The sequence below is a fragment of the Paenibacillus terrigena DSM 21567 genome (genome assembly GCF_000374845.1).
Taxonomy (GTDB): domain Bacteria; phylum Bacillota; class Bacilli; order Paenibacillales; family Paenibacillaceae; genus Paenibacillus_K; species Paenibacillus_K terrigena.
On the sequence record NZ_KB895418.1, the window covers coordinates 32,488 to 53,208 of the forward strand.

Annotated in this window: 24 protein-coding genes and 1 pseudogene; 23 read left to right on the forward strand and 2 right to left on the reverse strand. The window is 47.5% G+C overall.

Features of this window, described 5'->3' with window-relative positions; all coding sequences use genetic code 11:
- Window positions 1–14: 14 nt before the first annotated feature.
- From C558_RS0118335 to coaD, 13 genes are all read left to right on the forward strand, one after another.
- Window positions 15–458, forward strand: coding sequence for a VOC family protein (locus C558_RS0118335; RefSeq protein WP_018757744.1), 444 nt, complete (start codon window positions 15–17; stop codon window positions 456–458).
- A gap of 26 nt (window positions 459–484) precedes the next feature.
- Window positions 485–670 carry a hypothetical protein gene (locus C558_RS34480; protein WP_211220782.1) on the forward strand — a complete coding sequence of 62 codons (186 nt, stop codon included), beginning with the start codon at window positions 485–487 and terminating at the stop codon, window positions 668–670.
- 241 nt (window positions 671–911) lie between these two features.
- The gene (locus C558_RS0118350) at window positions 912–1,463 is read left to right on the forward strand and encodes a hypothetical protein (protein WP_018757747.1); all 552 of its coding nucleotides are present in this window, start codon (window positions 912–914) and stop codon (window positions 1,461–1,463) included.
- Window positions 1,464–1,534: 71 nt separating this feature from the next.
- Complete coding sequence (locus C558_RS0118355) at window positions 1,535–2,509, forward strand: S66 family peptidase (RefSeq protein ID WP_018757748.1); 975 nt, start codon at window positions 1,535–1,537, stop codon at window positions 2,507–2,509.
- Window positions 2,510–2,583: 74 nt separating this feature from the next.
- Window positions 2,584–3,090 carry a hypothetical protein gene (locus C558_RS0118360; RefSeq protein ID WP_040675410.1) on the forward strand — a complete coding sequence of 169 codons (507 nt, stop codon included), beginning with the start codon at window positions 2,584–2,586 and terminating at the stop codon, window positions 3,088–3,090.
- A 160-nt stretch (window positions 3,091–3,250) separates the two neighbouring features.
- Window positions 3,251–4,324 (forward strand): undecaprenyldiphospho-muramoylpentapeptide beta-N-acetylglucosaminyltransferase, encoded by a 1,074-nt coding sequence (locus C558_RS0118370; RefSeq protein WP_018757750.1) that lies wholly within the window; start codon window positions 3,251–3,253, stop codon window positions 4,322–4,324.
- A gap of 427 nt (window positions 4,325–4,751) precedes the next feature.
- Entirely contained in the window at window positions 4,752–5,594 is an 843-nt protein-coding gene (locus C558_RS0118380) for an aminoglycoside phosphotransferase family protein (protein ID WP_018757752.1), read from the forward strand.
- A 69-nt stretch (window positions 5,595–5,663) separates the two neighbouring features.
- Entirely contained in the window at window positions 5,664–6,359 is a 696-nt protein-coding gene (locus C558_RS0118385) for a hypothetical protein (protein ID WP_018757753.1), read from the forward strand.
- 62 nt (window positions 6,360–6,421) lie between these two features.
- Window positions 6,422–6,850, forward strand: a complete 429-nt coding sequence (locus tag C558_RS0118390; RefSeq protein ID WP_245583832.1) for an MmcQ/YjbR family DNA-binding protein — start codon at window positions 6,422–6,424, stop codon at window positions 6,848–6,850.
- Between the two features lie 179 nt (window positions 6,851–7,029).
- Complete coding sequence (locus C558_RS0118395; RefSeq protein ID WP_018757755.1) at window positions 7,030–7,980, forward strand: 3'-5' exoribonuclease YhaM family protein; 951 nt, start codon at window positions 7,030–7,032, stop codon at window positions 7,978–7,980.
- Between the two features lie 95 nt (window positions 7,981–8,075).
- Window positions 8,076–8,309: a hypothetical protein gene (locus C558_RS0118400; protein ID WP_018757756.1), complete on the forward strand. Its 234-nt coding sequence runs from the start codon at window positions 8,076–8,078 to the stop codon at window positions 8,307–8,309.
- Between the two features lie 363 nt (window positions 8,310–8,672).
- Window positions 8,673–9,239, forward strand: a complete 567-nt coding sequence (gene rsmD, locus C558_RS0118405; protein WP_026263994.1) for a 16S rRNA (guanine(966)-N(2))-methyltransferase RsmD — start codon at window positions 8,673–8,675, stop codon at window positions 9,237–9,239.
- The gene (coaD, locus tag C558_RS0118410; RefSeq protein WP_018757759.1) at window positions 9,236–9,742 is read left to right on the forward strand and encodes a pantetheine-phosphate adenylyltransferase; all 507 of its coding nucleotides are present in this window, start codon (window positions 9,236–9,238) and stop codon (window positions 9,740–9,742) included. Before rsmD ends, coaD begins: the two co-directional genes overlap by 4 nt.
- A 15-nt stretch (window positions 9,743–9,757) precedes the next feature.
- On the opposite strand, the gene C558_RS0118415 is transcribed toward coaD, so the two are convergent.
- A complete protein-coding gene (locus tag C558_RS0118415) occupies window positions 9,758–11,062 on the reverse strand; it encodes a nucleoside recognition domain-containing protein (protein ID WP_018757760.1) in 1,305 nt (434 codons plus the stop codon).
- A gap of 124 nt (window positions 11,063–11,186) precedes the next feature.
- Here C558_RS0118415 and C558_RS0118420 point away from each other — a divergent pair, with 124 nt between their 5' ends.
- A complete protein-coding gene (locus tag C558_RS0118420) occupies window positions 11,187–12,230 on the forward strand; it encodes a YlbL family protein (RefSeq protein WP_018757761.1) in 1,044 nt (347 codons plus the stop codon).
- Window positions 12,231–12,260: 30 nt separating this feature from the next.
- On the opposite strand, the gene C558_RS0118425 is transcribed toward C558_RS0118420, so the two are convergent.
- Entirely contained in the window at window positions 12,261–13,556 is a 1,296-nt protein-coding gene (locus C558_RS0118425) for a nucleotidyltransferase (RefSeq protein ID WP_018757762.1), read from the reverse strand.
- 179 nt (window positions 13,557–13,735) lie between these two features.
- Here C558_RS0118425 and C558_RS0118430 point away from each other — a divergent pair, with 179 nt between their 5' ends.
- From C558_RS0118430 to fabF, 9 genes and pseudogenes are all read left to right on the forward strand, one after another.
- Window positions 13,736–14,248 (forward strand): YceD family protein, encoded by a 513-nt coding sequence (locus C558_RS0118430; protein ID WP_018757763.1) that lies wholly within the window; start codon window positions 13,736–13,738, stop codon window positions 14,246–14,248.
- A 65-nt stretch (window positions 14,249–14,313) separates the two neighbouring features.
- Entirely contained in the window at window positions 14,314–14,487 is a 174-nt protein-coding gene (gene rpmF / locus C558_RS33255; protein ID WP_026263995.1) for a 50S ribosomal protein L32, read from the forward strand.
- A 183-nt stretch (window positions 14,488–14,670) separates the two neighbouring features.
- Window positions 14,671–15,244, forward strand: a pseudogene (gene fapR, locus C558_RS0118440) (transcription factor FapR).
- Window positions 15,228–16,214 (forward strand): phosphate acyltransferase PlsX, encoded by a 987-nt coding sequence (plsX, locus tag C558_RS0118445; protein ID WP_018757766.1) that lies wholly within the window; start codon window positions 15,228–15,230, stop codon window positions 16,212–16,214. Before fapR ends, plsX begins: the two are co-directional and overlap by 17 nt.
- Window positions 16,215–16,225: 11 nt before the next feature.
- On the forward strand, window positions 16,226–17,212 hold the full coding sequence (locus tag C558_RS0118450; RefSeq protein ID WP_018757767.1) for a beta-ketoacyl-ACP synthase III: 987 nt from the start codon (window positions 16,226–16,228) through the stop codon (window positions 17,210–17,212).
- A 46-nt stretch (window positions 17,213–17,258) separates the two neighbouring features.
- Window positions 17,259–18,188: an ACP S-malonyltransferase gene (fabD, locus tag C558_RS0118455; protein WP_018757768.1), complete on the forward strand. Its 930-nt coding sequence runs from the start codon at window positions 17,259–17,261 to the stop codon at window positions 18,186–18,188.
- 63 nt (window positions 18,189–18,251) lie between these two features.
- A complete protein-coding gene (fabG, locus tag C558_RS0118460; RefSeq protein WP_018757769.1) occupies window positions 18,252–19,001 on the forward strand; it encodes a 3-oxoacyl-[acyl-carrier-protein] reductase in 750 nt (249 codons plus the stop codon).
- A gap of 106 nt (window positions 19,002–19,107) precedes the next feature.
- Window positions 19,108–19,341 (forward strand): acyl carrier protein, encoded by a 234-nt coding sequence (locus tag C558_RS0118465; RefSeq protein ID WP_018757770.1) that lies wholly within the window; start codon window positions 19,108–19,110, stop codon window positions 19,339–19,341.
- Between the two features lie 134 nt (window positions 19,342–19,475).
- A complete protein-coding gene (gene fabF / locus C558_RS0118470; protein ID WP_018757771.1) occupies window positions 19,476–20,714 on the forward strand; it encodes a beta-ketoacyl-ACP synthase II in 1,239 nt (412 codons plus the stop codon).
- The last annotated feature ends 7 nt before the right edge of the window (window positions 20,715–20,721 follow it).

The following is a 20,721-nucleotide window of genomic DNA, read 5'->3' on the forward strand; positions in this document are numbered from 1 at the left end:
CAGGAGGTCTGAAAATGAGGATCAAACACCTCAAATTGAAGACGAATAAGCTCCATGAGATGAGAGAGTTTTACATTACTTTATTACAGATGGAGTTGTCGGAACAGACTAACACTTCATTTACTGTACGAGTTGGCAATACGCTGCTTACTTTCGAAGGCGCTAAAGAGGATACTTTTTATCATTATGCTTTTTCTGTGAATAAAATGAATTATGAAGAGCTTGTCCAGCGGATCCCAACATTCACGCCACTTCTAGCTGATAATGATGGTGAAACATTATTCTTCTCAGGACTTTGGCAGCGCAGTCAGGCCTATTTCAAAGACCCGCAAGGCAATATTCTTGAGATTTTACCAAGCACGGAGCTATTTTCCCCCGATCAGACGTGGATTCAAGTTCAAGAGATTGGGGTGACCGTTGCCGATATGAATGATTTGATCTCCGTCATCAGAAGGTGAAGAACGTGTATAGGAAAAAATCCGACATGATGAGTTTCTATGGAGACGAAGAAGGTGTGCTTGTACTTGTAAAAGAGGGGAGACATTGGTTTCCAACGAATGAACCGGCTATATCCGCACCCGTAGAGGTAATAATTGATGAAGACCATGTTAAGGAGATTGTGTATGGGGATTTTCGATTAATAGGTTCTCGGGTAAAAGGAACGCACTAAAAAGGAGTGAGTCGATGGAAATCATTACGATCATTTTAGCCGTAGGATTTTTATTCGTGATTGGGTATTTACGGGCGATCTGGCAGGAGTTAAGAGTCATCAGATCCAAACAAGAATAAGTGAGGAGCATGTCTTGAGGGGATATGCATTTAAAAAGTACCTGCTCCATGTGCAGCAGGCTATTATACTATTTTATTGCGGCTTAGTAGAAATATAAGATAAGTATTATTGGGGGATATACATGTCGAACTTCAGTACGGACAAATCAGTACATAACGTGATGGAACAATCTTATGATCGTCCACTTGGCGTAAGTCTATTAGCGGTCATTCTCATGATTGGGGGAATTACAACCCTCGTTATGCAGATCATGGCGTGGAATACATTAAACGATGCTTCGACGATGTTTGGTGTATCGAGTCACTTTCTTCAAGGAGCCATTGCGTTCTTAGGTCTTCTCGGTTGTGCTGCAGCCGTGGGGCTGTGGATCGGTAAATCATGGGGGTGGTGGCTGGCGCTGTTGTATTTCGCTTATGCAGTAACACGGAACATGACCGTCATTCTCTCCATCTCCAATCTAGCGGATCAATTTAATGTATCGGGGCAAGAGACCGGAAGCTATTATCTGAAGTATGGCGTTCGAATGCTATGGAATGGCTGCCTGATGTATTATTTGTGTCGTGGAGAGATGGTTCTATCCTATTTACAAACGGAGCGAACGAACAAATGGAAGGCGTTAGGTATTGTATTTGTGATTAGTATTGTCCCTTTTGTTGTGGTAGCCTTTACTTAATAGCGAAGGTTATTCATCATACATAATCATATATTCATTATCAGTACAAAGCGACAAGACAGGAGGAGCCTATGAGAGCACGTGAATTACAACCAGGAGACGAGATTCGGGTTATTTCTCCTTCTCGAAGTATGGCGATGATCGCAGAGGATCAACGGGAGCTGGCGAAGCAGAGACTTGAAGCATTAGGTTTTACCGTTACATTCGGACAACATTATATGGAAGTCGATGATTTTGTATCATCATCTATCAAGGCAAGAATTGAAGATTTGCATCAAGCTTTCCTCGACCCGAAGGTAGCGGGCATTCTAACAACGATTGGTGGCTATAATACTAACCAGCTGCTCAGTGACATCGATTTCTCGATTATCCAATCGAATCCGAAACGGCTGTGCGGATATTCAGATATTACGGCGTTAGGCAATGCGATTTATGCGAAGACAGGATTAATCACCTATTCCGGACCACATTTCTCGACGTTCGGGATGCTGCATGGATTGGAGTACACGACAGATTATTTTCGGAAAATGATGTTGGAAGACGAGACGATCTCGATCCTTCATTCAGATACTTGGAGCGACGACGCATGGTATCTTGATCAAGAGAAACGGCATTTTATACCGAATGAAGGTCCAGATGTGATTCAAGCGGGAGAGGCCGAAGGAACGATAATCGGTGGAAATCTATGCACATTGAATCTACTGCAAGGCACAGCCTATATGCCGAGCTTAGCAAATTCAATTCTATTCATTGAAGACGATCTGGAATCTTCACCCCAGACCTTCGATCGGGATCTGCAATCTCTCATTCATCAGCCGGGATTCGAAGGGGTACAGGCCATTGTTATCGGAAGATTCCAGCAGGCCTCCAGAATGACGCAAGATTTATTGCGCCAGATCATAACATCTAAAAAAGCATTGGCGCATCTTCCGGTTATCGCCGACGTGAACTTCGGGCATACCACGCCGCAGATCACGTTCCCGATTGGAGGGCGTGCGCGCATTCATGCGAGTCATGGAAAGGTAGAGTTGATCATTTCAGAGTGAGCAGACTCTTCTGAACCGATATTATTAAGTGAACGATGACCGATGATCCTGATCGAAACGAGGCGATTCCCATATTGTACGACGCATGGAGCGAATTCAAAACGATCTCGAAGCACCGCATGGTCCATCATTATTTACCGAAGCTCGAGATCAGTCTGCGGGCACTAAATCAGGATATGATCTGGCAAAAAGAATTGCAGCTAATGAACAGCATTGGCGGTATCGTTCTGCATATCACGGAGCATGTCATGAGAAATACAACAAGGTTATTACAACCAGATGCAGTGTTCACCAAAGGGATCGAGAATTCATTTCCTGATCTGAATATGACTCAAGATCAGCTGATCCATCACCTAACGGAGGTATTTACAGCCTTCGAAAAAGCAATCAACACAGTGGATATAAACGATATGTATTCTATATATCATCTCGTTGAGCATACAGGATATCATCTGGGCCAAATTGTTGATCGTGCACAGCGGATGACAGGCGTACAGTTCCAATTTGTCCAGAATGGCATCCATGAATCCGCGCTGAAGCAAGGTATTGAACGAGAATACAATGATAAGGAGGCAGAATAGCAATGGACAGATTTACTGAACAGCTATCTTCCTTCGAAGTTGTTAGCGACACGTCTCTAGGCGAATGCGCAGACTTTGGTTACAGCTGATGAAGTCGATCAGTCGCTGCAAGAGAGTTATACGAAGCGGTTATATTAATGACATCTGGGGTGATCGCGAGATGACACAACATAAGCGGATACTATTCACAGGCGGCGGATCTGCCGGACATGTGACCGTGAACTTGGCCTTGATTCCGAAGCTGCAAGCACAGGGCTGGGATATTCAATATATGGCTTCTAAGCAAGGCATTGAATCACAACTGATTCATAACCTTCCGAATGTGAAGTACCATGGCATTTCGACAGGCAAGCTACGCCGCTATATGGCACTTGAAAATTTCAAAGATCCTTTCCGAGTCATTCAGGGGGTCTATGAGGCTTACCGTCTTATTCGCAACATGAGGCCAGATATCGTCTTCTCCAAGGGCGGATTCGTCTCCGTTCCGGTAGTACTTGGCGCTTGGCTCAATAAAGTTCCTGTTATTATTCATGAGTCGGATATGACACCGGGTCTTGCGAACAAAATTGCGCTTCCATTTGCGAATAAGATTTGTCTAACGTTTCAAGAGACCCTAGATCATATACAGAGTACCAAAGCAATTCATGTTGGGGCGGTCATCCGCGATGAGATTCTACAGGGAAATGCGGAGCGAGGCCGGACACGAGTTCTTTTTGACAAGAAATTGCCTGTCCTGCTGATTATGGGTGGAAGTCTAGGTGCGCGTAAAATTAATGAAGCCGTGCGTAAGAATATCCGTGAACTAACGAAGACATTTCAAATCGTGCATATCTGTGGAAAAGGTCAAGTGGACGCCGCAGCGGAGCATCCGAGATACTTGCAGTTCGAATATATTCATGAAGACCTTGCTGACATGCTCGCCATGACGGATATTGTCATTACCAGAGCGGGCTCTAACTCCATCTTCGAATTTCTAGCACTAGGTAAGCCGATGCTGCTCATTCCACTCCCGCGGGCTTCGAGTAGGGGGGATCAGATTCTAAATGCAGAGTCGTTCAAGCGTGCGGGTTATGGTGAGCTGCTTATGGAAGAAGATCTGACAGACGCTTCTTTCTTAACCAAAGTGATGTCACTGTATGATCGAAGGGAAGAGATTGCAGGAAATATGCGAGCATACAAGAGAAATGAAGCAGTGAATCGCGTGTTGGAGCTGATCGGGCAATTCTCGAAATAAGGTCCGTTTACTAAATAACAAGTCCTCCTCAGTTGATCGCAGTGAGGAGGACTTTGTGTTAAGTGGACTACTAGAAGAATCTTCGTCTCTGAGTGATAAGTACTATTGCAAGCAAGTCAAAGAGTACGAGAGGTATAATGAAAGGGAAGAAGGAGATGTGTACCTTTTTGTCACGATCGCGTTGATCCATTTGGAGGTAGACTTTATTACCGCTAACTTTCACAATTTTACCTTGATATGTCATCCCTTGTTTTGTTGTGACTTGAACGTATCTATTCATATATTGTAAGCTTTTTTGATAATTACTCGACATATTCATATGGGTGCCCCTTTCATAAACTGATGATACTCTAGTATATGAAGGTATTGCAGGAAGGGTGTGGGTCGTCCCTGAGAATATATTTTCTTGAAAAAGAGGCTACAGAACATGCAGATAGAAGAAATCATGCTCGAACTACGAGAACAAGGGGTTATTGCCCCTCATATCAATACTTGGAAAGCGCTTAGCGGAGGGACGGTGAGTACGGTCTATGCGCTAATCTCAGACGGTGAACCTACGCTTGTGGTCAAAATCAATGACCCGAAGACAGTCCGGTTTGAGTCTTCTTATCTAAGAGCCCACGAAGGCAATCCGCTATTCGCCCGGGTGGTCTATATTGATGCAGATTATCGATATTTTGTCTATACCTATCAACCCGGTGAGACGGAATATCCGAGAGATCGGAAAGCTGAAACTCTTCAGTCATTAGTCAGTGAGGTGATCAATCGATCAATACCCATGGTAGACTCGAGCGATTTTGGTTATGCGGATGAGCCTTCGGCATCATGGAAGGAATTCTTAATGCTTCGATATCAATGGGCACAAGTGACAATTGATACACGTTTATCCAGCGCTGACCATAAGCTCGCTCAGCAGCTTATTTACTCGACCCAAGATCAAGCATTACAATATTTGCTGCACGGTGACTGTGGGGTACATAATTTTCTGTTCCAGCAGGGTCAGTTGACGGGTGTGATTGATCCCATTCCTACAATAGGTGAACCTTTGTATGATCTGATCTATGCCTACTGTTCCTCACCGGATCAATTGGATACAGAAACCATTCAGCAAGCAGTAGTTCGGATGGAACCGAAGTTTACCATAGGTCGAGATCTGCCTCGTGAGGTATTAATCGGGCTGTATTACCGAATCGCGACTTGCATCTTACACCATCCACAAGATATCGAGCAATATATGGATGCGTGGGAATATTGGAAGAAACGAAGATGAATAAATCACAATTTCATCGACTTCTACATATTATGGCTGGGTAAATGTCTATATGTAGGGGGAATCCAGATGTATCGAGTCCCGTACCAACCTTATTATGTTCAGCCCGTTCAATATCCTTACCTGTATCCTGTCGTACCGGTGTACTATCATCCGAATATGACAACACCGGAGGACATGCGTTGGTCGAACAAAAAAGTAACCAAACCGGCAGACTGTTGGAGCCAGGCCGAAGTCGATTTGAACAATCTCTGGCGAATGCTGTGGGAGCAGCATGGCGCTTGGACTCGTATGGCTATCATTAGTATTGTTGCAGGCTCTCCCGATGAGACAGTTACGGTGAATCGTCTGCTTCGTAATCCAGGGGATATGGCGGCTGCACTCGAGCCGTATTATGGTGAAGCGGCTGCGAACCGGTATAAGCAGCTCTTGACCGAGCACCTTGTCCTTGCAGCCGATTTGGTTAAGGCGGCCAAAGCAGGTGAAGCCACCAAAGCAGCAGAGATAGAGGCCAAATGGTATAAAAATGGAGATGAAATTGCCGCGTTTCTGAGCTCGATCAATCCGTTCTGGCATGAAGAGACGTTTAGAAGAATGTTTCATCAGCATCTGGACTATGTGAAGGAAGAAGCCGTTACGCAATTGAATCAACAGTATGAACAAAGTGTTGCCACGTATGATAAAATGGAGCAACAAATACTTGATATGGCAGATCATTTCACGCAAGGGATCATCAAGCAGTTCCCCATGAAGTTCGGACGATAGAAGAACATAAGGATTCGTGTGTCCACTGGCTCCCGCAAGGGGGCCTCAGGCTGGATACGAACATGAAAGTAGTCGGAGGTGCACCGTTTATGGGACATGATAATCAGCAGCTTACATCGGAACATGCGGTCCAAACGCTCCAGCACGTCAGGAGCATTTGCAGCGTTTTTCCATTGGTAGAGGAGCAAATCGATGGGTTCGGGCACACCTCCCTTCGTGTAAAGGACAAGCCTTTCATCATCATGGGGGAAGATAAGGAAGGTGTTTCGCTTTCGATTCGGACAAGTCAATCGACACAAGAGATTTTACTCAGTCAAGTGGATAGCTTGTTTTTCAAAACGCCCTATATTGGTCAGCATGGATGGGTGACGCAGCAGATAGAGCCTCCCACGGATTGGGATGAAATCGAAGATTTGATTCGGGAAGCTTATTTGCGGACGGCACCGAAGAAGTTGGCTGCACTGGTGCAGGATCCTGCAGGGGATCTATAGGCAAGAAAGAAGCCCAGGATAACCTGAGCTTCTTTCTCGTAGCAATCTATATAAATGTTGTTGGGGGGCGTTCCTTATGGTGTTGCTCTCTTGCTATGTTCTTAGTATAGAAGTGAAAGATGAATAGAAGATGAGATGAACCTTAAAATAAGATAAAAAAAGAGGAGTTTTGCATCAAAATGATTAAAAATATGGTCGTTGGCGATGAAATTATTAATTATTTTCTATTAAAAGAAGCCGAAGTGAAGCAGACGCGCACCACCCCAGCGAAGGATTATTTCGATATGGTTCTCTCCGACCAGAGCGGCGATATTCCAGCGAAATTTTGGGATGCGACGCAGACGGATAAAGAAACGTTCTTCCCTAGGCAGCTGGTAAAAGTGAAGGGTATCGTACAGAGCTATAATGACCGATTACAATTTAAGATCGAGAAAATAAGACTTGTGAATGAAGAAGATGGCGTCCAGTTGACCGATTTTATTCGGGCAGCACCAGTTCCTGCAGAACAACTAGTAGAGACGATCAAGCGCGTGACGGCAAGTATTGAGCATGATACGGTCCGCCGTATCGTTGAATTCTGCGTGGCGAAGACCGAAGATAAGCTTCCGCACTATCCGGCTGCCAAATCGAATCATCATGCCTATTTCGGAGGACTTGTCTATCATATGAATCGAATGCTGGAGTTAGGCGAATTTATATGTAAGCAAAGACCCTACTTACGCCCAGATCTCGTCAAAGCGGGAATTATTCTTCACGATATTGCTAAGCCCGAAGAGATGATCGCTGAGTTCGGGATTGTCTCGGATTATAGCGTATCTGGGAAATTGCTAGGGCATCTCGCCATTGCCTACGGGTGGATTACCGAAGCGGCAATTCACTTGCACATCCCATTAACCGATGAGATTGTTATCGCACTCCAACATTTGGTCTTAGCGCATCATAATCTAGGAGAATGGGGAAGCCCGGTACAGCCGCAGCTGCCTGAAGCGGTTGCCCTTCATTATATCGATCAGCTGGATGCGAAGCTCCAAGCGGTAGAAGATGTACTCGCTACGACACCAGAGACAGAACCTTGGACCAAACCGATTCGGGTCATTGAGAACAAGCCGATTTATCGCATGAATTGGTAGGAAAGAAGGCCAATCCACCCTATCAACTCGCCGTTACGGCTCCTATCCTATCTTCATATGATGCCACTATAGGAAATAGAAAGGAGTGGTTGAGGATGGAGGCTTATTATGGTTGTCTTCGGTGCGTGAACAGACGTGTACGTTTATTAACATCGGATGGGATCTGGCATGAAGGTACGATTGAGAAAGTGGATCGAAACCATGTCCACCTAAGAACCGAGCGGAGAAAAGATGCGTGTACATCAGGATTTGGCTTTGGTGGCTTTGGCTTCGGGGATGAGATTCTAACGCTAAGCTTATTTACATTACTTGCGATTGCACTGATTTGAGTCGGTGGGAAGCTCTCCTTCATTAAAGGGGAGTTTTTTATTATGGAATAGAAAAAAGCCTTTGTGAACCTATGCTCACAAAGGCTTTTTTCTGGGACCCTCTTTCGAGAGTCCCATCATGGGAGAGGAGAAACCGGACGAAGAGCTTATGGGGAAACGTAAGTCTTCTCCGCGGTTGTCTACGACATTCGATGATGTCGATAACTTAAGGATTGCCCGTCTGAGCAGATTTATACATCGCTTTTCGAAAAAAGAAAATTCGTGGCATTCCGACACCGCTTTAGGTTTATTTTTCAACATAGCGGAAAATGTGGTACGATGAAAAAAGTCAGTGGAGGAAATTTAGAATGGGTGAGACTTACAATGAGAGTGATTTCAGGATCGGCAAGAGGCCGTTCATTAAAAGCAGTACCTGGTATGGGGACAAGGCCGACGACAGATAAAGTAAAAGAAGCGATATTCAGTATGATCGGTCCGTATTTTGATGGCGAGTATGTTCTCGATCTGTTCGCGGGAACAGGCGGACTTGGCATTGAAGCGCTTAGCCGAGGTGCGGAACGTGCCATTTTCGTGGATATGGATCCGAAGAGCATCGAGGTGATTAAGCAGAATCTGAAGACCGTGAAGCTGGAGAGTCAAGCGGAAGTCTATCGCAATGATGCGATGCGGGCAATCAAAGCGCTCGAGAAGCGGGCGAAAGGATTTGATCTGATTTTCCTCGACCCGCCTTATAAAGTGACGAACGTCGACGAGATGATGCTTGATTTGGCACAGCGGGGTCTGGTGCAGGAGGATGCAACCGTGATGGTAGAACATGACGCCAGCCATACTTATCCCGAACAAGTTGGCGATTTTAGGCAGCTTCGATTAGCGAATTACGGTGAGACGACCGTCACGATCTATCGGTATAAGAAGGAGGAACAAGCATGAGTGAACAAAGCCCAAGAGCACCGAGAGTCGCTGTTTATCCAGGCAGCTTCGATCCCATTACCCAAGGGCATATGGATATTATTGAACGAGCAGCGAAGCAGTTCGATACGTTAATTGTAGGTGTGCTGAATAATCTAAGCAAAAATCCGTTATTTACGGTACAAGAACGAATGGATATGATTCGAGAAGCGACACACCATTTGCCGAATGTTGAAGTGGATAGTTTCCGGGATTTGACGGTGAACTTCGTGAAATCGCGTCAAGCGGATGTCATCGTACGTGGTATTCGTTCCGTAACGGATTTTGAATATGAACTACAAATGGCGTCTACGAACAATAAGCTGGATTCATCGATTGAGACGATCTTTATGATGACCAACCCGAAGTATTCGTATCTCAGCTCCAGCATTGTCAAAGAGATTGCTCGTTTCCAGGGTTCAGTGAATGATCTGGTCAGCCCGGAAGTAGAACAAGCGCTTCGATTGAAGTATCGCGATATGTAAGCTGTCGATGATCTTTTAGGGTGAAGTTCGATGTCGAATGAATGTCATCAATCCTGAGAGTAACATAATGATACCGAGAATGCTGACGAATAGAATAGGAAGTACATACCATGCGTTAAAATCATTCATCAGCTTGAACCAATCAAGCGGATGACCCTTGTCTTGCGCACCCCAGACGGGAAGGAAACTCGGGGCAATTCGTCCTAAGAGCAGTTGCAGTGGATTCCAACATGCCAAAGTGATAAGTACAGCTACGATGCAATGTAGTAATCGCGATAAGATAAAGTAGATGTAGCTCATATCCGTGGATTGCGTCTTACTGCGGACTTGCAAATGTGCGCTGATACCGCTCCAGGCGAGAATGCCGCTAAGAATGGCCATTTGCATTAAGTTGGAGGTCAAGTCTGCTGTACTTATCCCATAGGCGCCGAGATGCAGCTCCAAAAACCCTTGGACCCAATAGGGAGCGATGTTCATCGGGAACAGGAGCTGTACGATTTGTGCGATGATGGAGAAAATCATCATGTATCCGCCGACCATCATGAGGGTCTGCACCGCAGAAGTCACCGCATCGCCGAGCAGTCTTCCGAAAGTACGTCCATCGGCCTGATGTGCTTGCTCCATGGCTTCGAGAATCTGCTGCCAACGCCGCTTAGGCGCTTGGCTATTTGGGGATGCTAAGTCGGATGCGTTCGAGTCACCTATATGTTCTTGCGTCGTAAATGGGGCTGTAAATACATCGGATACCTCAGAAGAAGTCTCTGATTTTTCAGCCGGATGTTTGCTTTTTGGCGAAATGCCATAGAGAATAAATCCGGTTAAGATTGCGGAGGCCCAGTGAAATATAGCGAGAGCTATACCCGCATGAGGCTGCTGGAGAAATCCTACGCCAACGACGACGATGATGAGGATTGGATTGCTTACATGCGATAGGGCTAGGAGCCGATTAGCCTCATGCTTCTGTAGAACTTGCATCTTGCGCAGCTTGGCTGTCGCTTCTGCGCCTGCAGGAAAACCAGCTGTCCAACCAAGCGCTAGTGCCCATCCACCGACACCGGGAATCCCGAAAATTCTTCGCATCACGGGGTCGAGCAGAACTCCAAGTCCATGGGCGAAGCCGTAGGCCATCATGATTTCGGATATAACCAGAAAAGGAAGCAGTGCAGGAAAGATGAGCTTCCACCACACGGAGAGTCCTTGGAGCGATGCTTTGAAAGCTTGATCAGGGTAGAGCACGATGCAGAATACCAGGAGAATTGCCCCAAAACTGAAGAGCAGCGTCATCCAGGGACTTGTACGAATATTTTGACCATACAACATAAGTTCCACCTCTCCACGCATAAACAAGAATAGTACATGTCTACGCGAAGAGACGAGCATTTAGACTAGGAGAAAGCGTTCGAAGGACTAGGAAGAGTGATGGGAATAGAAAGGACGATAGTAAATGGATTCGAATCGACGAGCAACGAGAAGCAGTAGTGTAAAGTTTGTCACGTATTTTTTTGCACTGATTGTAGCGGTGTATGTACTGGTCTTCATGCCGACACCTTACGTGATTTATGAACCAGGAAGTGCAGATGAGATTAAACCACTGGTGACGGTGAAGAATGGCGACCCGGAAGAGAAGGGGACGTTCATGCTCACGACCGTTCTCCGCAAAAAAGCGAATGTCGCGTTAATGCTGGCGAGCGTCTTCGATAAGAATGAGCAGCTGTCCAAGGAAAATCTGGGCGGCAGAACGCAGCAAGAATATACAACAGAACAATTATTCAATATGAGCAATTCTCAGACCAATGCCATGGCGGCAGCTTATCTGCATGCCAAAATACCGTTTGATGTCATCATGGATAAATTAGTTATTATCTATAATAATCCGCAGCTCGAGACAAAAAATGATTTCCAGACAGGAGACCAGCTATTAAGCCTTGATGGAAAGAAGTTCAAGCAGTATGATGAGCTCATTACCCTCCTTCAATCTAAAAAAGTTGGCGATGTCCTTAAGGGGAAAGTCCTTCGGAACAACAAAGAAACGGATGTAACGGTTGAATTGATTGAATTGAAGGACGCGAAGGGAAATTCTCGTCCTGGGATGGGTGTGAATTTCGGGATAGAACAGAAAGTCGTGCCGCGGGGCAGCGACAAGGAGATTCAATTCAAAGTTGAGAATATTGGCGGTCCATCTGCCGGGCTGATGTTCACCTTGGAGCTTGTGAACCAATTGACACCCGGTGATTTGAGTAAAGGTTACCGGATAGCGGGGACAGGTACAGTGAGTCCCGATGGTACTGTAGGTCCAATTGGAGGGATTCCGCATAAAATTGTTGCTGCTGATCGCGAACACGCGGATATTTTCTTCGCACCTGCTAAAAATTATGATGAGGCCAAGAAAAAATACGATACGATCAAGACTAATATGAAGCTCGTCAAAGTCGATACGGTCGATGATGCGCTGAATTATTTGAAGGCGTTGCCTGATAAAACGAAATAAATGCGTTAGGAAAAATCGAACCACCCACGCTTATCTGGGATAGCGGATGGGTGGTTCGTAATAATCACGGAAGAGCATACGCGCAGCGTTCACTTGGTCTCGGAAAGCCGTGGCATAAATGCTCGTCGCTCGAATATCCAATGCCAAGAAGGGGTGCTCCATCTTCTCCGTATCCGGTACATTTGTAATGATGGGCAGCTTGGCGCTCTTCTTCATTTGTTTGAGTAAGGCTTGCCCTTGCGTTGAGAAGCCGAGGACACGGATGTAGGATAATCCGTCACGCAGTTGGTCCGGCGCAAGCTGGGTCTTGCTATGATGCAAGAGCAAGTGCGTTAGGGTCCGCTGCAGCTTCGCGCGCGTATAGCGTCTAGTCTTGAGCTGATCGAGCAGCGCTTCGACGGTGAGCGCTTGCAGGGCGGGCAGCGCTTGCAGGATGCGCTGCTCGAGCCCTTCGGTCACCTCGTGATGCGCGGCAAGTAGCGCAGCGTCCTGCTGCAGCAAGGTGTGGAACAAGGGGGCGGCGAATGCCTCCCATGTGACCGGGCCGCGCCCGGCAAGCCACTCGCGCTGCAGAATATGCAGCGTACTTGGCGGCACGTAGGGCGCGAGCGGCGCGAGGTCGCCGCCGCCTTCCGCGAGCAGGCGGCGCAGGGCCGTCGCGCTCGCGATATGCGCATCTGTGATGCGCGGTTCATGGTAGCCCGCTGCGCGGCGGGCTACCGTCAAGGGCTTGATGGGGCTCTGCAGGCGCAGCAGAGCCATGAGATAGTGCAGCCCTAACGAATTGTTGGGCTGCTTCAAGATCGCGGCGAGCGCCTCCGCATCGCAGTCGTCTGCGATGGCGCCCGTGCCGCCGCCCGCGAGCGCAGCGGCGGCGCTCTTCCCGGCCGCTGCCGCGAACGCGGCCGGGTAGCTCGCGCCTTGGCGCAGCTCGGCTCGCAGCGCGTCGCCGAGCCCCGCGGGCTCGCGATGCAGCAGCTGCGCGAGCTGCATGAGCAGCGCCAGCTCGCCATGCTCGCTGCCGAAGCATAGAGCATCGCAGACGCCTGTCGCTTCCAGCAGGCCGACTGCGCCGTAGGCGAACCACTCGGCGGGCTGCACCGCATACGCCGCCGGCAGCTCGATGACGACATCGACGCCCATGGCGAGGGCCATTTCGGCCCGCGCCCATTTGTCGACAATGGCCGGTTCGCCTCGCTGCAAATAATGTCCGCTCATGACGGCGATGACCGCGTCAGCCTCAGCTTTCCATTTGGATTGCTCCAAATGATAGAGATGGCCGTTATGCATCGGATTATATTCTACGATGATGCCGACAGTTTTCACCTGTTTTCATCCTTTCGAATCCGTGATATATTTTCATGAAGAAACCTGATGAGATAGCAGAAATTCACGCTTCTAGCAGGCGATAGATTCTTTTGGACAAGCTTTTATCTAACTATAACATGTTGACAAATCCCTAGTAAAATCGATATAATAATTTTTGTCTGTTTGGAGTGATGTATATGAACTTTAATATTCGTGAGCTCATGTCAAAAGATACGACAATAACCTTTGATCAATCCATCGATATGAATCGCATCATCGAAGGGCGACCTGATATTACATATATCAGCCCGGTGAAGGTTGAACTTACGGTAAGGCCTGAGATGGGCGGCGTGATTGATGTACGAGGGGAGTTAAACGCAGAACTGAAGCTTCACTGTTCACGTTGTCTGACTCCGTTCGCGAAGAGCTACGTCATTCCGTTTCATGAGCGGTTCAAGCTAGCGGATTCTCCTGAGGAAGCCGAAGCGGATGAAGATTTCGAATTCGTCTCTGAGGAGAGGGTAGATCTCACACCGTATATGGAAGCAGAAATGTACATGAATCTTCCGTATGCTCCGTTATGTGATGAAGATTGCCAAGGATTGTGTCCAACCTGTGGGAATAATCGTAATGATAAGCCCTGTGGTTGTTCGAATGAGAAGATTGATCCGAGGCTTGCTGCGCTCCAAGATTTCTTCAAGAAGGATTAATCGCAGAGCGCGCATAAGTTAGCGGAAGAACCAGCAGTGTAATTTTGGTAAGGAGGTGGGAACACATGGCAGTACCTCAAAGAAGAACGTCCAAAACACGTCGTGACAAACGTCGTACTCACTTTAAATTGGCGGTACCTGGAATGGTAAAATGTGAACAATGCGGAGAGTTGAAACTTGCTCACCACGTTTGCAAAGTTTGCGGAACTTACAAAGCAAGAGAAATCATCAAGCAATAACATAAGTTTCGGGCTAATAGTACTTCATCTCACGATGAAGTGCTATTTTTTTTGCGCAAAAGCTTTCTTTTTCAGCGCCGATTCACTATACTATTACCTAGTACCTGGTTCTAATAAGAATGGAATCAGTATGAAAGGCGGTTGGTACCTATCGAACGATTACCGAAAAGACAGCGGCAGCAGATGCTAGTAAAGATCATTGAAGAGAATCCGTTCGTGACGGATCAAGAGCTGACCCGCCAGCTGAAAGTTAGCATACAGACGATTCGCTTGGATCGGATGGAACTAGCCATCCCGGAGCTTCGGGAACGCCTCAAGATGATGGCAGAACGCTCCTACGACCAAGTTCGCTCCTTGCCCCTGCATGAAGTCATTGGGGATATTGTCGACCTGCAGCTCGACCGCAGCGGTATCTCGATCTTTGAGATTCGCCCAGAACATGTCTTCTCGCGGACGAAGATTGCACGTGGACATCATATATTCGCGCAAGCCAACTCTCTGGCGGTAGCCGTCATTAACGAAGAGATCGCGTTGACTGCATCCGCAGATATCCGATTTATCCGCTCCGTGCATCTGGAAGAGAAATGTATCGCTAAGGCTTATGTTCGCTCGATTTCCGGTCAGAAGGGCAAAGCTAAGGTTGAAGTGTTCTCCTACGTAGGTGAAGAAATGGTGTTTCAAGGAAACTTTATCATATATCGAACCAAGAATGAGTCGAACATCGAAGGAGGGAACGAGGAATGAAGATCGCCATTGATGCGATGGGTGGGGATCATGCTCCTGCTTCGAATGTAGAAGGCGCAGTGGCGGCAGCTCAGACGTGGAATGATATCGATGTCATACTCGTTGGAGACGCAGCGATTATTGAACCGCTCCTTAAGGAAAGACCGAGTAATCTACATATACATCATTGTACAGAAGTGATTGGACCTGAGGATGAGCCTGTAAAGGCGGTTCGCCGCAAGAAGGACTCATCTATGGTTGTCGCTGGACGTCTTGTGAAAGAAGGACAGGCCGATGCCATGATTTCCGCAGGGAACACGGGTGCGCTCATGACGACCGGATTACTGGTTGTTGGGCGTATGGATGGAATCGAACGTCCAGCACTTGCGCCGATGCTGCCAACGATGGATGAAGTCGGCGTGTTAGCACTGGATTTAGGTGCGAACATGGATGCGAAGCCGGAACATTTGGTACAATATGCGGTGATGGCGAGCATTTATCGGACGAAGGTTCATGGAATGACGAAGCCGCGTGTAGGTCTCTTGAACGTTGGAACGGAAGCCATGAAGGGGAATGAGCTTACCAAGGCGACTTATCCACTTCTCGAAGAGGCACCGATTCAATTTGTTGGCAATGTCGAGTCTCGCGATGTTTTGGAACGCAATTGCGATGTGCTTGTCTGCGACGGATTTGTAGGGAATATTTTGCTGAAGACGATGGAAGGAACGGCAGGTTCACTCATGTCTGTACTGAAGAAAGAATTCACGAAGAACCTATGGACGAAGCTCGCGGCAGCGATTATGATGCCAGGACTTAAAGGCCTTAAGAAAACGATGGATTACAAAGAACACGGCGGGGCGCCGCTGCTCGGTCTGAACGGATTAGTGATTAAGGCGCACGGATCTTCGGATGCGAATGCGGTGAAGAATGCCGTTCGTCAGGCAAGAATCGCGATTCAGAGTCAATTAATTCAGACGATTTCAATGGAAATCAGCAGGAAGTGAGTGTTGTAGAAATGAATTTACATCCAGTTGGGATTTTGGGAACAGGCAAGTATGTACCGGAACGTATTCTCACGAATGCAGATTTAGAGAAAATGGTAGAAACGAATGACGAATGGATCGTTACACGCACAGGAATGAAAGAACGCCGTATTGCGGCGGATGATCAAGCAACCTCGGATCTTGCTTACCACGCGGCACTCGCAGCGATGGAGAAGGCTGGTGTAACAGCAGACGAAATTGATCTCATTATTGTCTCGACGATTACGCCGGATACGATGTTCCCGTCAACTGCTTGCATTCTTCAAGATAAGCTCGGTGCGAAGAAGGCGGCAGCTTTTGACTTGTCGGCAGCTTGCTCCGGTTTTATTTATGGTCTAGCGACAGCGAACAATTTCATTGCAACAGGCATGTACAAGAAGGCGCTTGTAATCGGTGCGGAATGTCTATCTCGGATTACAGACTATACAGACCGTAATACATGCATTCTGTTCGGAGACGGGGCAGGTGCAGTTGTTCTTGGTGTTGTTCCTGAAGGACGTGGCTTCAAATCATTCGAACTTGGTGCGGATGGTTCAGGCGGCGAACTGCTTAAACTTAGCGGTGGCGGATCGCGCATGCCAGCATCGATGGAATCGATCGAAGGAAAGAGCCATTACATCCACATGGCTGGAAGTGAAGTGTTCAAATTCGCGGTTCGTACAATGGGGAATGCAGCGGAAGAAGCGCTCGCGAAAGCGAAGCTTACCAAAGAGGATATTGATCTCTTGATCCCGCATCAAGCCAATATCCGTATTATTCAAGCATCCGTGAACCGTCTGAACCTGCCGGAAGAGAAATGTATGATCAATCTGCCGAAGTATGCGAATACGTCTGCAGCATCGATTCCTCTTGCCCTTGCGGAGGCAGATGAAGAAGGCCGTATTCAAGAGGGCGATTGCATCGTTCTTGTTGGTTTTGGTGGCGGGTTAACTTGGGGCGCATCTGTTATCGTTTGGTAATCATTCATACTTTTTTTCTTGATTGATCTATGGAAGGAGCATTACTTTGTCTAAAATTGCATTTGTATTTCCAGGTCAAGGCGCACAAGCGGTTGGCATGGGAAAAGACGCATATGATTCCGTTGAAGCAGCACGCAGCGTGTATGATCGCGCAGACGAAGTCCTGGGCTTCCCATTGACGGAGCTTATTTTTGAAGGACCCGATACAGAGCTTAAGAAAACTGTAAATACACAGCCGGCACTGCTCACAACGAGTGTGGCTTATTATGAAGCGTTGAAATCGAAGGGCATTACACCGGATTTCGTAGCTGGGCATAGCTTAGGGGAGTATAGCGCGCTTGTTGTTGCGGGCGTATTATCTTTTGATGATGCTGTGGCCATTGTGCGTGCACGTGGACAATACATGGAAGAAGCTGTGCCGAATGGTCAAGGCGCGATGGCTGCTGTTCTTGGGCTCGAACGTGATGCGTTAGCTGCACTTTGTGTTTCGGTGTCCGCCGACACGGGTGTTGTTGAGCTTGCGAATGTGAACTGCCCAGGGCAGATCGTCGTATCTGGTAGCAAAGAAGGCGTAGATGGTATCGTTGCTCGCGGCAAAGAAGCTGGAGCGAAGCGTGTACTTCCGCTCGAGGTAAGTGGTCCGTTCCATTCCTCGCTGATGAAGCCAGCAGCTGCGAAGCTAGGCGATACTCTCGCAAGCGTTGCGATGAAGGATGCAACCGTGCCTGTTATTGCGAACGTGACTGCACAGTCTGTGATTCAAGCGGAAGAGATCCGCAAGTTACTTGTAGAGCAGGTCTATTCTCCTGTGCTATGGGAAGATAGCGTGCGCTATTTGATCGATCAGGGTGTGGACACATTTATTGAGATTGGTTCTGGCTCGGTTCTTGCAGGCCTGATCAAGAAGATCGACAAGAGTGTTCGTATTGTGTCTGTCAACAATCTAGAGGTTCTTGAAGGAGATCTTCTGGCTTAAGTGATGGCATATTCGACTAAGGAAAGCAAGAGTTGTGAATGATGTATAGGAGGTGTTCGTACGTTGACGAATGCATTAGATGGAAAAGTGGCCGTTGTAACAGGTGCATCCCGTGGGATTGGCCGCGCGATTGCGATGGAATTGGCGCAAGCCGGGGCTGACGTCGTCGTGAACTATGCCGGGAGTCAGGGCGCTGCTGAAGAGGTTGTTGAAGCGATCACGGCGCTTGGCCGCAAAGCGATTGCTGTACAAGCCAACGTCGGGAAGAGCGATGAGGCTGAAGCGTTGGTGAAACAAGCGCTTGAGGTGTTTGGCCATGTCGATATATTGGTGAATAATGCCGGTATTACGCGAGACAATTTAATTATGCGGATGAAAGAAGACGAATTCGACGCGGTCATTGAGACCAACTTGAAAGGCGTATTCAATTGCGTGAAGGCTGTGACACGTCCAATGATGAAGCAGCGTTCCGGCCGCATTATTAACATTTCTTCCGTTGTTGGTGTGCTAGGGAACCCAGGTCAAGCGAACTATGTGGCTGCCAAAGCAGGCGTCATTGGGCTTACCAAAGCTTCTGCACGCGAACTCGCATCCCGTGGCATTACGGTCAACTGTGTTGCGCCAGGTTTCATCGAGACAGATATGACAGACAAGCTGTCCGAAGAACTGCGCACGCAAATGCTGGGGCAGATCCCTCTCACACGTCTTGGACAACCGGAAGAGATCGCGAAGGCGGTTCGTTTCTTAGCGTCCGATGATGCAGCTTATATGACAGGCCAGACCCTCCATGTTGACGGCGGCATGTACATGTAGTTAAATGGTACAGCTGGCATTTTGCACCACATGGGAATTTTACTGGTCTATTGTATGGTAATTTCGTTAAGATTCTCGTATAATACCAAATGAGGAGGTGAACCGGATGTCCGAAGTATTGGATCGCGTAAAACGAATCGTTATCGATCGTTTAGGCGTTGACGAGGCAGAAGTGACACTTGAAGCATCTTTTAAAGATGACCTTGGCGCTGATTCTCTCGATGTCGTTGAATTAGTGATGGAATTGGAAGATGAGTTCGATTTGGAAATCTCTGATGAAGATGCAGAGAAAATCACTACTGTTGGTGAAGTTGTGAAGTACATACAATCTCATACCTAAATCGATTGAGTCCCGTTGGTTCAACGGGACTTCTCCACATTATTCAATCTAACAGGCATAACAATAGGTTCTATAGAATTATTGTCATTATTATAAATGCAAATGTTGCAGTCTATATATAGAGGTGATTGTGTTTGAAGCAAAGAGTTGTTATTACAGGAATGGGTGTTGTTACATCCTTAGGTTCGGATTTGAATACATTCTGGAATAACCTGATGGAAGGGAAATCCGGCGTATCCAACATCGAGGCTTTTGATGTAAGTGAATACCCGACACGAATTGCAGCATCCATTAAAGACTTCAATCCGGATGAGTTCATGGACAAGAAAGAAGCTCGCCGCATGGATCGCTTCGTACAATTCGCTGTTGCAGCCAGCTTGAAAGCTGTTGCTGATGCGAAATTAAATATCCAAGAAGATACAGACCCAGAGCGTGTGGGCGTGATGGTCGGCTCCGGAATCGGTGGCCTAGGAACTTGGGAAGATGAGCACAATAAGCTGCTTGAGAAAGGACCTAAACGGGTTAGCCCCTTCTTCATTCCGATGATGATCGCGAATATGGGGTCAGGACAAGTCTCCATGATTCTTGGCGCAAAAGGTCCGAATAGCACGACAGTAACGGCTTGCGCGACAGGGACACATTCAATCGGTGATTCATTCCGTACCATTCAACGTGGTGACGCTGATGTGATGGTCTGTGGTGGTGCAGAAGCGACGATTCGTCCAACAGGTATGGCGGGGTTCTGCGCAATGCGTGCAATGTCAACACGTAATGAAGAGCCAGAGAAAGCAAGCCGTCCATTCGATACAGATCGTGACGGATTCGTTATGGGTGAAGGAGCAGGTGTACTTGTGCTCGAATCCCTTGAGCACGCACAGAAGCGCGGCGCACATATCTATGCGGAGGTAATCGGCTATGGTATGAGCGGTGATGCGCATCACATGACAGAGCCGGATCCGACGGGTGCTGCTCGTTGTATGACCAAAGCGATCCAAGATGCTGGCATTACGCCAGAAGTCGTTGATTATATTAATGCGCATGGCACATCGACTCCGGTCGGTGATAAATCAGAGACGACAGCAGTTAAGCTCGCGTTTGGCGATCATGCTTACAAAGTTGCCGTAAGTTCAACCAAGTCAATGACAGGTCACTTGCTCGGCGCTGCAGGCGGCGTAGAAGCAGTTATCTGCGGTCTATCTTTAGAACATGGCGTTATTGCACCAACCATCAATTTGGACAATCAAGATCCTGAATGTGATCTCGATTATGTACCGAATGTACCGCGTAAAGCGGATTTACATGTGGTGATGTCGAATTCCTTCGGCTTTGGCGGTCATAACGCGACCATTGTGCTGAAGAAATACGAAGCGTAAGGAGCCA